General features: G+C 72.0%; 18 protein-coding genes. 13 read left to right on the top strand and 5 right to left on the bottom strand.

Features of this window, described 5'->3' with window-relative positions:
* Window positions 1–2: 2 nt before the first annotated feature.
* Together AC3AOF_RS14745 and AC3AOF_RS14740 are read left to right on the top strand one after the other, a co-directional pair.
* Complete coding sequence (locus AC3AOF_RS14745; RefSeq protein WP_488348925.1) at window positions 3–1934, top strand: AAA family ATPase; 1932 nt, start codon at window positions 3–5, stop codon at window positions 1932–1934.
* A complete protein-coding gene (locus tag AC3AOF_RS14740) occupies window positions 1931–2932 on the top strand; it encodes a hypothetical protein (protein WP_488348924.1) in 1002 nt (333 codons plus the stop codon). The genes AC3AOF_RS14745 and AC3AOF_RS14740 overlap by 4 nt, the downstream gene beginning before the upstream one ends.
* A gap of 78 nt (window positions 2933–3010) precedes the next feature.
* Here AC3AOF_RS14740 and AC3AOF_RS14735 read toward each other — a convergent pair whose 3' ends face one another.
* Both AC3AOF_RS14735 and AC3AOF_RS14730 read right to left on the bottom strand, forming a co-directional pair.
* A complete protein-coding gene (locus AC3AOF_RS14735; protein ID WP_488348923.1) occupies window positions 3011–3763 on the bottom strand; it encodes a glyoxalase superfamily protein in 753 nt (250 codons plus the stop codon).
* A gap of 192 nt (window positions 3764–3955) precedes the next feature.
* The gene (locus AC3AOF_RS14730) at window positions 3956–4639 is read right to left on the bottom strand and encodes a hypothetical protein (RefSeq protein ID WP_488348922.1); all 684 of its coding nucleotides are present in this window, start codon (window positions 4637–4639) and stop codon (window positions 3956–3958) included.
* A 333-nt stretch (window positions 4640–4972) separates the two neighbouring features.
* Here AC3AOF_RS14730 and AC3AOF_RS14725 point away from each other — a divergent pair, with 333 nt between their 5' ends.
* The 3 genes from AC3AOF_RS14725 to AC3AOF_RS14715 all read left to right on the top strand — a co-directional run bounded on the left by AC3AOF_RS14725 (window position 4973) and on the right by AC3AOF_RS14715 (window position 7340).
* Window positions 4973–5737 (top strand): trna delta -isopentenylpyrophosphate transferase, encoded by a 765-nt coding sequence (locus tag AC3AOF_RS14725; RefSeq protein ID WP_236990105.1) that lies wholly within the window; start codon window positions 4973–4975, stop codon window positions 5735–5737.
* 182 nt (window positions 5738–5919) lie between these two features.
* The gene (locus tag AC3AOF_RS14720) at window positions 5920–6810 is read left to right on the top strand and encodes a dienelactone hydrolase family protein (RefSeq protein WP_488348921.1); all 891 of its coding nucleotides are present in this window, start codon (window positions 5920–5922) and stop codon (window positions 6808–6810) included.
* A gap of 110 nt (window positions 6811–6920) precedes the next feature.
* Complete coding sequence (locus tag AC3AOF_RS14715; RefSeq protein WP_236990107.1) at window positions 6921–7340, top strand: response regulator; 420 nt, start codon at window positions 6921–6923, stop codon at window positions 7338–7340.
* A gap of 3 nt (window positions 7341–7343) precedes the next feature.
* On the opposite strand, the gene AC3AOF_RS14710 is transcribed toward AC3AOF_RS14715, so the two are convergent.
* From AC3AOF_RS14710 to AC3AOF_RS14700, 3 genes are all read right to left on the bottom strand, one after another.
* Window positions 7344–7802, bottom strand: coding sequence for a RidA family protein (locus AC3AOF_RS14710; RefSeq protein ID WP_442919363.1), 459 nt, complete (start codon window positions 7800–7802; stop codon window positions 7344–7346).
* 487 nt (window positions 7803–8289) lie between these two features.
* Window positions 8290–8718, bottom strand: a complete 429-nt coding sequence (locus AC3AOF_RS14705; protein ID WP_488348920.1) for a hypothetical protein — start codon at window positions 8716–8718, stop codon at window positions 8290–8292.
* Between the two features lie 34 nt (window positions 8719–8752).
* Window positions 8753–9874 carry an AI-2E family transporter gene (locus AC3AOF_RS14700; protein ID WP_488348995.1) on the bottom strand — a complete coding sequence of 374 codons (1122 nt, stop codon included), beginning with the start codon at window positions 9872–9874 and terminating at the stop codon, window positions 8753–8755.
* A gap of 283 nt (window positions 9875–10157) precedes the next feature.
* Between AC3AOF_RS14700 and AC3AOF_RS14695 the strand changes: the two genes are divergently transcribed.
* The 8 genes from AC3AOF_RS14695 (at window position 10158) to AC3AOF_RS14660 (ending at window position 16908) form a co-directional block, all read left to right on the top strand.
* A complete protein-coding gene (locus tag AC3AOF_RS14695) occupies window positions 10158–10445 on the top strand; it encodes an acyl carrier protein (RefSeq protein ID WP_203156095.1) in 288 nt (95 codons plus the stop codon).
* A 23-nt stretch (window positions 10446–10468) separates the two neighbouring features.
* Window positions 10469–10933, top strand: a complete 465-nt coding sequence (locus AC3AOF_RS14690) for a 3-hydroxyacyl-ACP dehydratase FabZ family protein (protein WP_488348919.1) — start codon at window positions 10469–10471, stop codon at window positions 10931–10933.
* Window positions 10930–12069, top strand: a complete 1140-nt coding sequence (locus AC3AOF_RS14685) for a beta-ketoacyl-ACP synthase (protein ID WP_488348918.1) — start codon at window positions 10930–10932, stop codon at window positions 12067–12069. The genes AC3AOF_RS14690 and AC3AOF_RS14685 overlap by 4 nt, the downstream gene beginning before the upstream one ends.
* A complete protein-coding gene (locus AC3AOF_RS14680; protein ID WP_488348917.1) occupies window positions 12066–13352 on the top strand; it encodes a beta-ketoacyl-ACP synthase in 1287 nt (428 codons plus the stop codon). The genes AC3AOF_RS14685 and AC3AOF_RS14680 overlap by 4 nt, the downstream gene beginning before the upstream one ends.
* Window positions 13349–14116, top strand: a complete 768-nt coding sequence (locus AC3AOF_RS14675) for an SDR family oxidoreductase (RefSeq protein ID WP_488348916.1) — start codon at window positions 13349–13351, stop codon at window positions 14114–14116. Before AC3AOF_RS14680 ends, AC3AOF_RS14675 begins: the two co-directional genes overlap by 4 nt.
* 12 nt (window positions 14117–14128) lie before the next feature.
* On the top strand, window positions 14129–14431 hold the full coding sequence (locus AC3AOF_RS14670; protein WP_236990114.1) for an SH3 domain-containing protein: 303 nt from the start codon (window positions 14129–14131) through the stop codon (window positions 14429–14431).
* A gap of 271 nt (window positions 14432–14702) precedes the next feature.
* On the top strand, window positions 14703–15725 hold the full coding sequence (locus tag AC3AOF_RS14665) for a zinc-binding dehydrogenase (RefSeq protein WP_488348915.1): 1023 nt from the start codon (window positions 14703–14705) through the stop codon (window positions 15723–15725).
* Window positions 15726–15879: 154 nt separating this feature from the next.
* A complete protein-coding gene (locus AC3AOF_RS14660; RefSeq protein ID WP_488348994.1) occupies window positions 15880–16908 on the top strand; it encodes a lipid A biosynthesis lauroyl acyltransferase in 1029 nt (342 codons plus the stop codon).
* Window positions 16909–16926 lie beyond the last annotated feature (18 nt).

Raw genomic sequence — 16926 nt, 5'->3', positions numbered from 1 at the left:
CCGTGACCCCTGCCGAGATCCAGGACGCGCTGACCCGCGCCGACCGCCGGCTCGCCCGCCTGGAGGCGACCCGCGACGGCGACCGGAAGAACCTCGCGGAGCGCACGCGGCTCGTCGCCGCCGGCAAGGGCCGGCTCGCCCAGCGCGACGCGGTCGATACCTACCTGCGCGAGTTGCAGCAGGACGCCAACCGGCGCAGCGTCGCGACCTTCGAGACCCTGCTCACCGCCCTGGTCCAGGAGGTCCTGCCCGGCGAGAAGCCGGTGCGCCTCGACCTCACCACCGAGCGCGGCCTGCCGGCCCTCGATATCGGGGTCGAGCGCCCGGATGGCGGGCGCGAGGACGTGCTGGAGGACAATGGCGGCGCGATGACCAACGTGGTCGGGATGGCGCTGCGCCTGATCGCGGTGGTCAAGGCCGGCGTCGGCCGCTTCCTCGCCCTTGACGAGGCCGATTGCTGGATCGCGCCCGACCGCGTGCCGGCCTTCTACCGGGTGCTCGACGACGGCGCCGCCCGGCTCGGGGTGCAATGCCTGGCGATCTCCCACCACGACGTGGCCGGGTTCGATGCCGGCCTCACCGTCAGCCGCATCGCCGGCCGGCCCGAGACGGGGGTGGCGATCGAGGGGCCGGCGGCGGCCTGCGCCGCCGAGTGGTCTCCCGAGATGCGGGGCTTCCGCTTCATCCGCCTGGTCGACGTCCAGGGGTTTGCCGACGCGACCCTGCCGCTCGCGCCCGGGGTCAACGCGCTCGTCGGGCCGAACAACCACGGCAAGTCGACGGTGATCCGGGCGCTCCGCGCCGTGTTCTACGGCGAGGTGCGCGACAGCCTGGTGCGGGCCGGCGCGAATGCCGCGCGGGTCGAGATCGGCGTCGCCGGGGGGCGGGTGCTGCGCTACGTCCGCCAGCCCAAGCGCACGCCCGTCAACCTGTGGTCGCTGCACGAGGCGGACGGGGCGCTGGTGCAGGAGAGCGGCACCACCTTCGAGACCGGCGGGCGCGACGTGCCGGCATGGGTCGAGCGGCTGTTCGGCATCACCCGGGTCGAGGAACTGGACGTCCACGTCGCGCACCAGAAATTCCCGGTCTTCCTGCTCGGCGAGAAGCCGGCCCGGCGCTCGGCGGTCCTGTCGATCGGCCGCGAGGCCGGGCTGATCCGCGACATGCAGGCGCTCCAGCGCGAGCGCGTCACCGAGGACCAGCGCACGATCCGCGAGGGCGAGCGCGAGATCGCCCGCCTGCGCGAGAGCGTGGCCGCCCTCGACGGGCTCGACGCCCTGGCGGAGATCCTGCGCGGGCTGCACGATCAGGCCGGCGCTCTCGCCGAGGACGCGGCCCGCCTGCGCGATCGCACGGCCCTGACCGAGCGGCTCGCCCGCGCCTCCCGCCTCGCGACCGGCGCCGCCGCCCGCGCCCGCGCCCTGGCCGACCTGCCGGGGCCGGAGGTCGGGGCCGAGTTGGGGCGCCGCCTCGCCGAGGCGCGCAACCGGGCGGCCCTGGGCCGCCGGGTGATCGCCGCCGCCGCCGATCTCGCCGCCGCGCAGGGCAGGGGGGCGGCCTTGGCCGACCTGCCGCCGGACGCGCCGATTCCGCGGGAGACGGCGCAGGCCGCGGCCCATGCCGCCCGCTTGAGCCGCCTGGCCCGCGGCCTCGCCCAGGCGCAGGCGCGGGACGCGACCCTGCGCGACCTGCCGGCGGCACCCTCGCCGGTGCTCAGCCCGGATGCCGCCGCGACCGGCCGGCGCCTCGCCGGGATCCGCGACCGCCTCGCCGAGGCCGAGGCCCGGGCGGCGGCGGCCCGCGACGGCCTCGCCGCGGCGGAGGCCGAGATGGCGGAGGTGCTCGCCTCGACCGGCGGGCGCTGCCCGGCCTGCGGCAATCCGGCCGCGCCGGCTTCCCTTCTCGCCGGCCACCGCCACGGAGAGGCGGCATGATCCTCGGACGCGAGCGGCTCGACGCCGCGCCGGTGCCTTGCGCCGGTCTCCTCGTCATCGGCGATCCGCACGTCTCGTCGCGCCGCCCCGGCCGGCGCAAGGACCCGGACTGGCCGGCGCCGATTCTCGCCAAGCTCGAGCATTGCGTCGCCCTCGCCAACGACCGCGACCTCGCGCCCCTGCTCCTCGGCGACCTGTTCGAGCGGCCGGTGGAGCCGGACGAGAGCCTGAAGTCGCGCCTGATTCGCATCCTCAAGGCGTTCCGGCACCGGCCGCTGGCCAATGTCGGCAACCACGACATCCGCCACACCCGCCTCTCCGACGGCGACAGCCTGGCGATGCTGGCGGTGAGCGACGTCCTCGACGCGGTGCCCGAATCGGGCCCGGCGGCGCATTACCGGCTGGACGGTCGCCTGATCGGGCTCGGCGCCACGCCGTTCGGGCAGGCGATTCCAACGGATGCGCGCGGGCTGTTTCCGGGGGCCGACCATGCCGTCTGGCTCACCCACCACGACATCGCCTTCGGGGCGGGCTATCCCGGGGCGGTGCCGCCGGAGGCGATCCAGGGCTGCGCGCTGGCGCTGAACGGCCACGTCCACAAGCGCCACGCACCCGTGCGGATCGGCGATACGCTGTGGGTCAATCCCGGCAACATCACCCGCGGCTCGGTCGACCTGATCGCCCACGTCCCGGCCGTCTTCGTGCTGTCGGGCGACCTCTCGCTCGCCGAGGAGCGCCTGCCTCACACCGTCGACGTGTTCGACCTCACCGGCCGCCAGGTCGCCGCCGATGCCTCGCCCGAGGCGATCGGCCGGATCGAGAGCGCCTTCGTCTCCCTGCTCCAGGCCGAGACCACCACCGACCTCGCGCGCAGCGACGACGGCGCCTTGATCCGCGAGGAGATCGAGGCGAAGTTTTTTCGCGACGAGACCCCGGAGCCGGTGCGGGCGGCGATCCGTTCGCTGGTCGAGGCGGCGGTGGCGAAGCGGGGTGGTTGACGATCCGGGCAGTGCCCGGGCGCGGGACGCGAAAGGGTACGGCCCCTGATCCGAGCTGGAAGCAGGCTTCGGGGCCGGTCAGCCCGCGGTTGCCCTCGCCTCCATCGCCTGGGCGAAGTCGAGGTTGGTCGGCTCGGGGCGGACGCGGGCGAGCACCGTGGCGGCATCCTCGGGGGAGGCTTCGCGCAGGGCGAAACCGCCGGCCCAGGCCCGGCCGCTGCCGCGGAGGTAGAAGCCGAAATGCAAGGTCTCGGCTTCGGTCGGAACATCGAGCACGATGCGTCGGCTGGTCCAGCCTCGGGTACCTGTGAGCGGCCCGTCCGTCGCGCGCTCCTCCATGTTGTCGAACGCGACGGTCCGGCCGATCGCCGCATCGGCCCGCAGCCATAGGGTAGCGGCACCAGCGACGTCCCGAACCCGAAGGTCGGCGCTGAGGCAGACTCGTCGTCCGCGATAGGGAGCGGCCACGATGCTCTGCATCATCGTGGCGAACCCCTTCTCCATCGCCGCGTAGGCGGGATCGTCCTCGGCGTAGCGGCAGCGGATCAGCGCTGCCCGACCGTCCCCGTAAGGCATCGCGGGATCGATGCCCATGTCGTAGAGGTGCGGCTTCGAGCCGGAGACGATCCAGCCGGCCGGCTGCACCAGGGCGGCTTCCGGCCCCGGTTCCGCGGAAGCGGTGAGGCGTGCGGACAGGATGTTCCAGTTGTCGAGGCCGAACTGGCGGGCGACGATCTCCAGGCACTCGCCGTGGGACAGGGCCGAGCCCCGCCGGCCCAGTTCTTCGCGAAGGGCTTTCGCCATCGCCTTGGCATCGCGATAGGTGCGCATGATTCAATCCCTGCTCGCGGGCGAACCAGTGGGATCAGTGCCTGCCTTGCTGACCGGTTCGCCCGACGGACGGGAGAAGAACGGACGCGCCTCGCATGGATGCATTCACCGTACCCCGGACGGGGCGCAGGCGGCGGGCTGCATCGGCCCTGCCGCCATGAAACGGCAACTCAGGCCGCAACGTCAAGACGCTCAAAACCCGAACGGATCCGGATACGGCAGCACCCGCCGCCGCACCGGCGTCTCCGGCAGGATCGGGCGCCCGATATCCACCGCCACCAGCCCCTCGACGGCGAGCGCCAGCACCGCCGCGACGCCGTCCTGGGCGTTGATCGCCATGGCGGCGCATTCGACGAGGCGGCCGGTGCCGCATTCGTCGAGGTGGTGCAGGATCCGCACCCGGTCGCCGGCCGAGACGTGGGTGCGGCGGCAGGCCATGATGAGCCGCACCGTCGAGATGCGCGGCTCGGCCCTCAAGGTGGCGGCGCTCTCGATGAGAAAGCGGCGGCCATCCTCCGCCACGACCGGCTCTCCCGCCACGTAGGCCGTGCGGAAGGGATGCCGCCCGAGATCGCCCTCCGCCACCACGTCGACGAGGAGGCCGGGCTCGTCGGTGCGCGCCTGCTCGAAATCGGCGGCGTGCTCCACCGCCGTGTCGCCGAGGATCAGGCGAACCGGGGCGGGGGCGGCGCGCAGGCGCTCCACCGCCGGGTCGAGGGCCGCGATGGCGAGGAAATCCGCCACCAGGGCCGGGCGCGGCACCGCGGGCAGGAGGGCCGCGCCGCTGCGGCGAGGCGCAGTGCTCCGCACGGCGCTGCGGCGCTGGCCCGGGCGGTCGAGCAGGGTCGAGGCATCGAGGAGGGCGGGGGTGCTCATGCGGGGCTCCGGGCCACGGCCGGCGCCGACGCACCGACCTGCCAAAGTTCTAGGCGTCACTCTCTTTAAGAACATTTAGCGAACATACCCACCCCGGGCAACGCGGCGCAATCGTCGCCGTGACGGCGTGGCCGCTCCGGTGGGGGATCGTCTGCACGGGGCACCGAGCGGAGCGAGGGTGCGACAAGAACATCATCCTCCGACGACGCTTCGTCTCGCCTCGATATCGCGAAAACGCTCGCGCATCCCTCCCTGGCGTGATAGAGAACAAATGTGGAACCGGCCGATTTCCCCGCCGTCCGGAGCCGCCGTCAGCAGGTGAGATCGATCGAGATGAGCGCAACCACGGACAAGCAGATCGCGGACATCCTCGCCACCTATGGCGAGCCGCTGGCCGGCAACGTCTGGCGCGTGCAGGGCACCGCCGTGATCTACCACAAGGCCCTGGAGCGGATCGCCGTACAGGCCCGCATCCGTTTCGACGCCCCGGTGATCGTGCGGGCCGAGCGGGACGAGGCGGTGATCCTGGTGACCGGCCACATGCCCGGCCCGAACGGCGACCGCACCGAGTGGTCGATCGGCGAAGCCCTGATCGGCGTGAACTATCGCGTCTCCGGCAAGCAGGCGGCCTACGTCTTCGCCATGGCGGAGAAGCGGGCCAAGGACCGGGTGATCCTCAAGCTCGCCGGCCTGCACGGCCTCCTCTATTCCGAGGACGAGGCCGACGAGTTCAAGGCGAGCCGGCCCGATCTCGTGGCGGCGAACCAGTCGCGCCGGCCCGAGACCGGGCGCGGGCCGCACGCATCCGAGGAATCCGACCGTGAGGCCGAGGCCGCGAACGATGCCGACGTCCAGCGCGAGGATGCGCCGCGCACCGACGCCGCCGCATCGGAAGCCGACCTGACCGCCCGCATCGACCAGGCGCAGTCGATCAACGCGGTGACCGATCTGATGCTCGCCCCCGAGACGCAAGCGGCGCTCGCCGCGATGCCGCCGGGCCTGCGCGACGAGGTCCGCGAGCACGCCAAGGCTCGCCTCGTGGCCCTGGGCTGGCCGGCCCGCAGCAACGCCAAGTCCCGCAAGGCCGCGGTGGCGTGAACGGAAGATCGGGGTCGATCGAAGGGCCGTCCGCTCGCGCGGGCGGCCCTTTTTCTTGCCGAACTTCTTCGCGCCTGACCGGATCGTGACCGTGAACCACGGGCGTTCGCGCTTGCCCTGGCGCGCTCGGCCCGCATGATCGCGCCCCGGCGCGACAAGGCGCCAGGCATGGGAGGACCAGGATGGCGACGAGCGACGACGCGCGGACCGACGACCTCGAACAGCTCGACGGCCTGGTGATCCCGCCCTACTCCCGGCGCGGCTTCGTGATGACGAGCCTGATGACCGGGCTGACGCTCGCCACCACCCGGGTCGAGGCGCAGGCGATCCACACCGACGAGGCCGGCATCGTCGCCGGCGAGGTGCGGATCCCGGTCGGCGACGGGCCGATGCCAGCCTACCGGGCGATGCCGCAGGGGGCCGGGCCGTTTCCGATCGTCCTCGTGGTCGAGGAGATCTTCGGGGTCCACGACTACATCAAGGACATCTGCCGGCGCCTCGCCAAGGCCGGCTACACCGCGGTGGCGCCGGAGCTCTTCGCCCGACAGGGCGATGTCTCGAAGATGACCGACGTGCAGGAGATCGTCCGCGAAGTGGTGTCGAAGACGCCGGACGCGCAGGTGATGGGCGACCTCGACGCCACCGCCGCCTGGGCCGCCGCCGAGGCGAAGGGCGATGCGGGCAAGCTCGGCATCACCGGCTGGTGCCGCGGCGGGCGCACCGTGTGGCTCTACGCCGCCCACAGCGCCAACCTGAAGGCGGGCGTCGCCTGGTACGGCAATTTCGGCGGCACCCGCACGGGCATCCAGCCGAAGACCGCCGCCGACGTGATCCCGGAAATCCGCGCGCCGATCCTCGGCCTCTACGGCGCCGCCGACACCGGCATCCCGGTCGCCGACGTCGAGAAGGCGCGCGAGGCGGCGAAGGCGGCGGGCAAGGAGGTCGAGATCGTGATCTTCCCGGACGCGCCGCACGGCTTCCACGCCGATTACCGGCCGAGCTACCGCAAGGGGCCGGCGGAGGACGGTTGGGGTCGGATGCTCGTATGGTTCCGGAGCCACGGCGTCGCCTGATCGTCTCCCCGTGACGCGGCAAGCCTTGCATTGCCGCAACACCTCGGAAAGGATGAACAGAGGCCTCCGGGAGCTATGCAACCACTGGGCCGCAAGCTCGTTCCCTGCACATGACCGAGTCCAGCGCCGCCGCGAAGACCCAGCCCGTGATCCTGGTCGTCGAGGACGAACCGGAGGAGCGTTTCCTCGCGGCCACGCTGCTGGAGGAAACGGGCTTCCGCGTCATTGAGGCCGAGACCGCCGAGAAGGCGCTCGCCATCCTGCGCGAGCGGGGCGACGAGGTGAACGTCGTCTTCTCGGACGTGCGGACCCCGGGCCAGATCGGCGGCTTCGAGCTGGCGCGGATCATCGGCGTCACCTGGCCGCGGGTCCACGTGCTGCTCACGTCCGGCGATGCCGGCGACCAGCCGAGCGACCTGCGCATGTCGGCCACCTTCATCCCCAAGCCCTGGCGGGCCCTCGACATCCTCACCCTGGTCGAGCAGGCCGCCGGCTACCATACCGGCGGCGCCGCGAGCGACGCCCGCTAACCTTCACCTCACCTCGAAGATACCGTCGACCTCGACGCTCGCATCGGCCGGCAGGCTGGCGACGCCGATCGCCGTGCGGGCGTGGCGCCCGGCCTCGCCGAACAGCTCCGCCATAAGGTCCGAGGCGCCGTTGACGGCCTTCGGCACGTCGGGCCAGCCCTGCTCCACCTGCACGAAGCCGCCGAGGCGGTGGCAGCGCACGACCCGGTCGAGGTCGCCGTCGAGGGCGAGGCTCAGCGAGGCCAGCAGGTTCAGCGCGCAGATCCGTGCCGCCTCCTGCCCGGTCGCGATGTCGGTCACCGGCCCGGTGAACCGCACCTCGCCTTCCCATTCGCAGATCTGGCCCGCGAGCCACAGGGTCGTGCCGATGCGCGAGAACGGCAGGAAGGCGCCGCGCGGTTCGGGGACTCGCGGCAGCGCGAGGCCGAGGGCGGCGAGGCGACGGGCGGGCTCGCCGCGCAGGGTCGGGGGTTGCTTCATCGGGACCTCGCGGGGGATAGGTGAGTTTTCCGTGCCTGTTTGCTCATGGGCGACAACGTACGTTTCTCATCTTTCTCATCTTGCAGCCGCACCGTGAAAATCCCGGATCATACAGTTTTCCGATTGATCGCTTTGCGATGCGGAAAGCGGCTTCGCTCAGGCGCCGCGCGGGCTGGTGATCGGTACATGACACGGGCATCAATCCCGTCGGTAGGGGCCTCTCCCATCCACAACCTCATCCTCAGGTGTTGGCCCATCGAAGATGGGCTGACCGCGAAGGAGGGTTCCAGAAGTCTCCAAGATCCGTGGAGCCCTCCTTCGAGGCTCGACGATCTTCGATCGCCCGCACCTCAGGATGAGGTCGTGGGTGGGACAGGCGGGAGCCGCGGACCTGCCGTCCCGTCGCATCCTGCGTGCCTGAAGAGGAGCCCGCGCTTTCTCTCGCGCGGAGCGATCGAGCCGAACTCGATCAGTAGCGATTTGCCCCCGGAATCGGCGGCGGTACGACGAAGACCCCGCCAGGCGGGGGCGGCGGCACGGTGCCCGGCCCGTAGGGTGGGGCACCGTAACGGTCATACGGCGAGGGGCCGTAGCGGTCGTAACGGTCCGCCTGGGAGCGATCGTCCCGCCAGCGCCCTTCCGCATCCCGGTGGCCGCGATCGTCGCGGTCGCGGCGGCGCGGCATGATCTCGTCGGGATCGCCGCGCTCGACCTCGCGGCGGTCGCGCCGGTCGAGATCCCGGGGACGGTCGTCGTCGCCGAAGCGCGGGCCGGGATCGCGGCGGCCGTCGTCGTACCGGTCGCCGCGCCGGGCGGTCGGGCGGTCGTCGTCCCATTGCGCCGCGGCGGGACAGGCGGAGAAGCCGGCGAGCAGGGCCGCGGCGAGCCAGACTCTCATCGGGAAACAGTCCTTCGAGCAGCGGATCGGCGAATCAGGCGACGGCCTGGTCGTCTCGCGCCGTGTATTCTCGCCACAGCAACACCAACGCCGCCATAACGGCCGGCCCCAGGAACAGGCCGAGGAGCCCGAAGCTCTCGACGCCGCCGAGGATGCCGAGCAGCACCCACAGGAACGGCAGGCGGGTCGCGCCGCCGATCAGGACCGGCCTGACGAAGTGATCGGCCACGAAGGTGACGACGAGGCCGGCCGCCGCCACGACGATCGCCGCAGTCACTCCTCCTTTCGCGGCGGCGAGCAGGGCCGCGAGGCCGAAGGCCACGGGCGCCCCGAACGGGATCATCGCGGCCAGCGCCGTGAAGGCGCCGAGCAGCACCGGATGCGGCACGCCGGCGAAGAAGTAGACCACGCCGAGCAGAAAGCCCTCGCCGAGGCCGACCAGCACCAGCCCGTCCACGGTGCCGTGGACCGAGGCCACCATCTGCGTTGCCACCCGCTCGCCCCGCGGGCCGAACAGGCGGCGGGTCGCCGAAAGCCCCTGCGCGGCCAAAGCGGGACCGTCGCGGAAGAGGAAGAACAGGGCGAGCAGCGTGAAGCCGAACAGCATCGCCCGGTGGACGATCTGGCTGCCGAAGGTGCGCCCGAACCCGACCAGCGACGAGTGGTTGATCGATTGGTCGACGCGCTTCAGGACCTCGGACGAGCCCTGCGGGTGGCTCAGGTTCTCCTGCCACCAGGCCGAGACTTGGGCGGCACCGAAGGGCAGGTGCGAGACGAAATCCGGCACGGGCCAGCCCTGTTCCTCGATCTGGCGCCAGAACGCGACCGCGTCGTGCGCCTCCCGCGCCGCCTGGATGGCGACGACGATCAGCGGCACCAGGATCACCAGGGCGACCGCGAGCGTCAGCACGGCCGGCCACAGCAGATTGTGCTTGCCGGGCCGCTTGATCCGCACCAGCCGCTCGCGCAGGGGCCACAGGGCGATCGCCAGGATCACCGCCCAGACCAGCGCCGGCAGGAAGGGATGCAGCACCCAGAGGCCCAGCGCCCCGAGCGCGATGACGAGCGCCGCACGGGCGAAGGCGGAGGTGCCGGCCGCGGGCGAGGGCGGGGCCGCCGGGGCGGGGCCGGGCCGGGGTCCGGTCGGGGGCTTCACGTGTTCCATGCCGGTTTCATCCTTCCCGCATGTCAAGCGGCCGCGTCGTCCGAGCTGACCTAGGGCAGGGGGCGCCTTGGGGCAGGGGGCGCCTTGGGGCAGGGGGCGCCTCGGGGCAGGGAGCGCGGTTGCCGGCCCGTCCCCCCTCGTGTATGCGGGCCCCTCGACCGGGCCCTGCCCGGCGGACCCTTTTCGGGGAGGCGGTTTCGTGGCCGGGGCGCGGGCGGTGCCCGGAGGTCGCGCCGTTCGAGCCAGACCTCAGCAGGAAGACGGCTGCACGTCCATGTCCGACACCTTCGACCGCGTCGCCACCATCATCGCCGACGTCGCCGACATCCCGCGCGAGAAGATCACGCCGGAGAGCCACGCCATCGACGATCTGGGCATCGACAGCCTGGCCTTCCTCGACATCGCCTTCGAGATCGACAAGTCCTTCGGGATCAAGCTGCCCCTCGAGCAGTGGACCCAGGAGGTCAACGAGGGCAAGGTTCCGGCCGAGCAGTACTTCGTGCTGAAGAACCTCTGCGAGCGCATCGACGGCCTGGTGGCCGAGAAGGCCGCCAAGGTCTGATCCGGGTTTAGGCGGCCGCCGGGATGCGCCTCGAATATTTCGACATGATCGACCGGGTCGTGAGCCTCGACCGCGCCGAGGGGCGCATCGCGGCTTTGGCCACGGTGCCGGACGCGAGCCCGGTCTTCGAGGGGCATTTCCCCGGCCACCCCCTGGTGCCCGGCGTGCTCCTCACCGAGACGATGGCGCAGGCCTCCGGCTACCTGCTTCTCGCCCGTGCGTCGTTCAGCCACATGCCGTTCCTGATGGGCGTCGACAAGGCGCGCTTCCGCTCCTTCGTCGGTCCCGGGGCCGTGCTGGAGGTCGAGGCGAGCCTGGAGCATGACGGCTCGGGCTACGCCGTGACCAAGGCGGCGATCCGCTCCGACGGCAAGCCGATCTGCAACGCCGAATTGCGGTTCCGGAGCATGCCGTTCCCGGATGGTCTCGGCGCGCTCATGCGCGAGCGCACCGCCCGCATCGGCCTCCCCGACGGAGCGGATTCGTGACCAGGCCTGTTGTCGTCACGGGCCTCGGGCTCGTCTCCTGCGCGGGCGAGGGCGTCGAGGCGCATGTCTCGGCCTACCGGGCCGGCGAGGCGCCGCGCACCGAGACCGAGACCTTCGCGCCGTATCCGGTCCATCCGGTCGTGCCTCTGACCCTCGACGGGCAGATCCCCAAGAAATCCGACCAGCGGCAGATGGAGCCGTGGCAGCGGCTCGGCGTCTACGCGGCCGGCCTCGCTCTCGAGGCGGCCGGCGCCAAGGCGGATACGGTGCTCAAAAGCGCCATGCATCTCGTCGTGGCAGCGGGCGGCGGCGAGCGCGACTACGCGGTCGACGGCCAAATCCTCACCGGGCTGCGGGAGGCCGACGATCCCGGCCGCTACCTCAACGAGCGCCTGCTGAACGACCTGCGGCCGACGCTCTTCCTCGCCCAGCTCTCCAACCTGCTCGCCGGCAACATCGCCATCGTGCACGGCGTCACCGGCGCCTCGCGCACCTTCATGGGCGAGGAATCGAGCGGCGTGGATGCCTTGCGCATCGCGCAAAGCCGCATCGCCGCCGGCCAGCTCGACATCGTTCTCGTCGGCGGCTCGTACAATGCCGAGCGGGCCGACGTGCTGCTGATCCACGAGATGGGCGGCTACCTCCGCAAACCCGATTACCGCCCGGTCTTCGAGCGCGGCGACGCGCCGGGCTTCATTCTCGGCTCCGGCGCGGCCTTCCTGGTTCTGGAGGCCGAGGACCACGCCAGGGCCCGCGGCGCCCGGGCGCTGGCCCGGCTCGACGCGGTGGCGAGCGACCGCACCAAGCGCCTTGACGGCAGCGTGGCGGCGAGTCTGAAGGGTCTTTGGGGCCAAGCGGGCGTCACCCAGCCGGACGCCGTGATCTCGGCCGCCACCGGCTGCGCCGGCATCACCGGCGAAGAGCGCGGGGCGCTGAAGGCCCTGGCGCCGCAGGCACCGGTCCGGGCGCTCGGCGACCTGACCGGCCACACGCTGGAGGCCGCCGCGCCCTTCGGCGCCGCTATTGCCGCCGCTCTGGTGGCGGCGGGCGAGGCGCGCGAGGTCGCCGTCACGACGGTCGGCCATCGCCGGGGCGAGGGTGTGCTGCGCCTCACCACCGCAGGGGAAACCGCATGAGCCGCGACCGCGACGCGATGGGCCGCCCCCTGGTGGCGGTCACCGGCCTCGGCATGGTGACCTCGCTGGGCCAGGGCGCCGCCGACAACTGGGCGGCGCTGACCTCCGGGCGCTCCGGCATCCACGCCATCACCCGCTTCCCGACCGAGGGCCTGCGCACCCGCATCGCCGGCACGGTGGACTTCATCGCCGCCGACCCGATGGTGGCGCCGCTCCTCTCGCAGCGTTTCGCCGAGGCCGCCGCCGACGAGGCGGTGGCGCAGGCAGGCCTCTCCGGCGATTTCCCGGGCGCGCTGTTCATGGCGGTGCCGCCGGTCGAGATCGAGTGGCCGCAGCGCCAGGCCCTCGCCGAGGCCGCGGCGACCAACGGCGACGTGACCTACGCGGACCTGTTGCGGGCCGCCGCGAGTCGGCGCTTCGACGACTGGCACGACCTCTTCATCTTCGGCACCGTCGCCGACCGGATCGCCGATCGCTTCGGCACCCGGGGCTCGCCGATCTCGCTCTCGACCGCCTGCTCGTCGGGCGCGACCGCGATCCAGCTCGGCGTCGAGGCGATCCGCCGCGGCGAGGTCGAGGCGGCGCTCTGCATCGGCACCGACGGCTCGGTGAACCCGGAATCGCTGATCCGGTTCTCGCTGCTCTCCGCCCTCTCGACCCAGAACGACCCGCCCGAGGCCGCCTCCAAGCCCTTCGCCAAGAATCGCGACGGCTTCGTGATGGGCGAGGGCGCCGCCGCCCTGGTGCTGGAGAGCGCAGGCCACGCCCGGGCCCGCGGCGCCACAATCCTCGGCTACGTCCTCGGCTGCGGCGAGAAGGGCGATGGCTTCCACCGCACCCGGTCGAGCCCCGACGGCGCCCCGGTCGTCGCGGCGATCCGCGCGGCGCTCGACGATGCCGGCCTGCATCCCGACCGGATCGACACGGTGAACGCCCACGGCACCGGCACGCCGGAGAACGACAAGATGGAGGCGATGGGCTGCCTCGCGGTGTTCGGCGAGCGGATGCGCTCGGTGCCGATCTCCTCCAACAAGTCGATGATCGGCCACACGCTCACCGCCGCCGGCGCCGTCGAGGCCGCGTTCTCGCTCCTTACCATCGCCCATGGCAGGGTGCCGCCGACCCTGAACTACACGATCCCCGATCCGGCGATCCCCCTCGACGTGGTGACGACCGCCCGGGACGTGCCGGTGACGACGGTGCTCTCGAACTCCTTCGGCTTCGGCGGACAGAACACCTGCCTGGTGTTCGGGGCGGAGCCGGCAGGAGCCCCCATTCGATGAGCGCTGCGATCCATAACCGCCGCGTGCTCGTCACCGGTGGCGGGCGGGGCTTAGGGGCCGCGATCGTGCGGGCGCTGATGGCGTCCGGCCACGACGTCGACTTCACCTATCGCGGCTCGCAAGCTGCAGCCGAGGCTTTGGCCCTCGAACTCACCGCCCTCCACCCCGAGCAGCGGGTGCGGCCCCACGGCCTCGACCTCGCGGACAAGGCGGCGCTCGACGATTTCTGCGCCGTGATGGAGGGCGAGGGGATCTTCGGCCTCGTCCACAATGCCGGCCAACCCTGCGACAGCCTCGCCGCCGTGCTCGACCAGGACCGGGCGGAAAGTGCGATGCAGGTCAATTTCTGGTCGCTGACCCGCCTCGCCAAGGCGCTGGTACGGCCGATGACACGGGCCAAGACCGGGCGCATCGTGGCGATCGGCTCGGTGGCGGCGCTCCGGGCCAATCCGGGGAACGCCGCCTACGCCGCGACCAAGGGCGCGCTGATCGCCTATTGCCGCACGCTCGCGATCGAATCCGCGCGCCGCGGCGTCACCGTCAACGTGGTCGCGCCGGGCTTCATCGATACCGACATGATGGCGCCCTACGCCGCCCACCGGTCCGGGATGGAGAAGCAGATCCCCGCCGGGCGCTTCGCCGCACCGGCGGAGGTGGCCGATCTCGTCGCATTCCTGCTGAGCCCCGGGGCGGGCTACATCACCGGCGCGGTGCTGCCGGTGGATGGCGGGCTGACCGCGATGATGGGCATCCATCGCACCTGACGAACCGGATCCATGCGGCACCCTCTCGTGCGCGCCGCCGCGGCGGCGCTCCTCCTCCTCGCACCGGCCTCCGTCCAGGCGCAGGACTTCGGCCGGCTGGAGGTCTTCCGGGTCGAGGGGCTGCCCCCGGGGGACACGCTCAGCATCCGCGAGGCACCGGACGCCGACTCGCCGGCCCTGGGCCAGGCCCCGCCCCGCGGGCGCCTGCGCGGCTTCGGTTGCACCAACGACACCCCGAGCGGCCTGACCTGGTGCCGGGTGAAGCTCGGCCCCATCGTGGGCTGGGCGCGGCGGCGGTATCTGACGCCGGAGTGACGTCGGTTGTCGTTCCCGGCCCGCCGGTTTACCTCCGGCTGACACGAAGGCGCGGGATACCCTCTCCCGTGTGTTCTTCCGTTTACATGTAGCGCGCCTCTCCTCCCCCCGGCGATCCCGGGCTTGCCCGGTATCGCTGCAAGTTGTGGGGAGGAGCCGGAGGTGGGGGTAGTGCCGCGTAGAGCAGCGCGAGGCCTCTCCGGCACCACCCCCACCCCTAGCCCCTCCCCACAGGGGGGAGGGGAAGGCGCTCGTCTGACGAAGGACCCCCATGAAAGCCCTCCAGCTCTTCGGCGACCGCGACCTGCGCCTGACCGAGGTCCCCGACCCGGATGCCCCCGGCCCCGGCGAGGTGCAGATCCGGGTCCGCGCCGTCGGCCTGAACTTCATCGACGTGTGGGGCTTTCGCGGCATGGCCTTCGCCAAGCGCAAACTGCCGCTCACCGTGGGGGCCGAGGCGGCCGGCGAGGTCGCGGCCCTCGGCGAGGGCGTCGAGGGTCTCAAGGTCGGCGACAAGGTCGCGCCCTACGGTGCGCTGACCTGCGGCAAATGCCGCGCCTGCCGCGAGGGCCGCGACAACCTCTGCGAGGATGTCGGCGGCGTGCTCGGCTTCCACGTCGACGGCTTCGCCCGCGACTACGTCAACCTGCCGGCGCGCCTCGTCGTGCGGGTGCCCGACAACGTCAGCTTCACCGACGCCGCCTGCGCGCCGATCGCCTTCGGCACCGTGCAGCACATGCTGTTCGACAACGCCAAGCTCGAACCCGGCGAGACCATCCTGGTCCATGCCGGCGGGTCGGGCATCGGCACCACGGCGATCAAGATGGCGAAAGCGATCGGCTGCACGGTGTTCACCACCGTCGGCGACGACGCCAAGGGCGAGAAGGCCAGGGCCCTCGGCGCCGACCACGTCATCAACTACCGGACCGAGCGCTTCGAGGGCGAGGTGCGCAAGGCCACCAAGCGCAAGGGCGTCGACGTGGTCTTCGAGCATGTCGGGCCGGAGACCTGGAACGGCTCGCTCCTCTGCCTCAAGCGTGGCGGGCGGCTCGTCACCTGCGGGTCGACCTCCGGCGTCTCCACCACCATGAACCTGATGCAGCTGTTCCAGCAGCAATACCGCATCACCGGCTCGTTCGGCTGCCGCATCGCCAATATCCGCGACGCCCTCGACAAGATGGCGGGCGGGATGAATCCGGTGATCGACACCGTGCTGCCGCTCGGCGATTTCGCGCAAGGCCTGGAGCGGCTCGAATCGCGCAAGGTGTTCGGCAAGATCCTGGTGACGCTCTAAAGGCCACGGTTGCACAGGAAGTGCGCGGGGACCGCCCGCGCGCCCTTGCGCAAACGCATCCGGCGCGAGAAGACGCGACGGGCAGGGCGTGACAATCCTGCGCGATCCCGCCGCCTTGCCTGTTCTCTCGCCCGGATTGCTTCGTGAGATCGTCGTGCTGCGCCTGAAGCTGAGGCTCTACCGCGCCCTGTCCCGCCTCGCCGGCCTGCCGATGGTCTTCGTGGTCCGCGCGCTGTTCGCGCTCGCCCGCCTGCTCGGCCCGGTCCGCGCCGCGGCGGCGGGTGCGGCGATCGCCCGGGCGATCGGTCCCCGGCTGCCCTCGCACCGCACGGCTCTCAAGAACCTGCGCCAGTCCTTCCCCGAGAAGAGCGAGGCGGAGATCGCCGCCATCGCGCTCGGCTCCTGGGACAATCTCGGCCGGACCGGCGCCGAATACGCGCATCTCGCCGAGATCTTCGACTACGACCCCGCAGCGACGAAGGCCGGGCGGATCGAGGTCGAGGGCATCGAGCACTTCTTCGGTTTACGCGACGACGGCAAGCCGGGGCTGATCTTCTCGGCCCATCTCGGCAACTGGGAATTGCCGGCGATCTGCGCCGCCCGGTTCGGCCTGGAGGCGAGCGCGGTGTTCCGCCCGCCGAACAGCCCGGCGGCGGCGCAGCTGGTGCAGGAGGTCCGCCGCGCCACCATGGGCGGCCTGACCGCCGCCGGGCCCGGCGCCGCCTTCAAGATGCAGGGCGTGGTCGAGCGCGGCGGCCATCTCGGCATGCTGGTCGACCAGCACTTCACCCGCGGGGTCGTGGTCGATTTCCTCGGGCACCCGGCCCTGGTGAACCCGCTCCTGGCCAAGCTCGCCCGGCACTACGACTGCCCGGTCCACGGGGTGCGGGTGATCCGGCTGCCCGGCGACCGGTTTCGCCTGGAGCTGACTCCGGCGCTGACCCTGCCGCGGGACGCGAGCGGCGCCGTCGACGTGCAGGGGGCGATGCAGGCGATGACCGACGTGATCGCCGGATGGGTGCGCGAGCATCCGGAGCAGTGGCTGTGGATGCACCGGCGCTGGCGCCCGGCGATGCTGCCGAAGGTGCGGGTCCCGGCGCCGGCGGTCCGAGCCTCGAACGCCCAAGCCTCGAACGTCCAAGCCTCGAACGTCCAAGCCTCGAACGTCCAAGCCTCAAGCTAACGTGACTTCTCTCCGCGG

The organism is Methylobacterium sp. 142-1Y (genome assembly GCF_057747795.1).
Note: the sequence above shows the minus strand (reverse complement) of the source record. Positions and strands in the feature narration are given on the sequence as shown.

Excerpts from the sequence above, each read along its gene's own strand:
- AC3AOF_RS14725 (WP_236990105.1), top strand. The coding sequence starts at position 4,973 with ATGAGCGCAACCACGGACAAGCAGATCGCGGACATCCTCGCCACCTAT.
- AC3AOF_RS14670 (WP_236990114.1), top strand. The coding sequence starts at position 14,129 with ATGCGGCACCCTCTCGTGCGCGCCGCCGCGGCGGCGCTCCTCCTCCTC.
- AC3AOF_RS14695 (WP_203156095.1), top strand. The coding sequence starts at position 10,158 with ATGTCCGACACCTTCGACCGCGTCGCCACCATCATCGCCGACGTCGCC.
- AC3AOF_RS14715 (WP_236990107.1), top strand. The coding sequence starts at position 6,921 with ATGACCGAGTCCAGCGCCGCCGCGAAGACCCAGCCCGTGATCCTGGTC.
- AC3AOF_RS14705 (WP_488348920.1), bottom strand. The coding sequence starts at position 8,718 with ATGAGAGTCTGGCTCGCCGCGGCCCTGCTCGCCGGCTTCTCCGCCTGT.
- AC3AOF_RS14690 (WP_488348919.1), top strand. The coding sequence starts at position 10,469 with ATGCGCCTCGAATATTTCGACATGATCGACCGGGTCGTGAGCCTCGAC.
- AC3AOF_RS14675 (WP_488348916.1), top strand. The coding sequence starts at position 13,349 with ATGAGCGCTGCGATCCATAACCGCCGCGTGCTCGTCACCGGTGGCGGG.
- AC3AOF_RS14735 (WP_488348923.1), bottom strand. The coding sequence starts at position 3,763 with ATGCGCACCTATCGCGATGCCAAGGCGATGGCGAAAGCCCTTCGCGAA.
- AC3AOF_RS14665 (WP_488348915.1), top strand. The coding sequence starts at position 14,703 with ATGAAAGCCCTCCAGCTCTTCGGCGACCGCGACCTGCGCCTGACCGAG.
- AC3AOF_RS14680 (WP_488348917.1), top strand. The coding sequence starts at position 12,066 with ATGAGCCGCGACCGCGACGCGATGGGCCGCCCCCTGGTGGCGGTCACC.
- AC3AOF_RS14720 (WP_488348921.1), top strand. The coding sequence starts at position 5,920 with ATGGCGACGAGCGACGACGCGCGGACCGACGACCTCGAACAGCTCGAC.
- AC3AOF_RS14730 (WP_488348922.1), bottom strand. The coding sequence starts at position 4,639 with ATGAGCACCCCCGCCCTCCTCGATGCCTCGACCCTGCTCGACCGCCCG.
- AC3AOF_RS14740 (WP_488348924.1), top strand. The coding sequence starts at position 1,931 with ATGATCCTCGGACGCGAGCGGCTCGACGCCGCGCCGGTGCCTTGCGCC.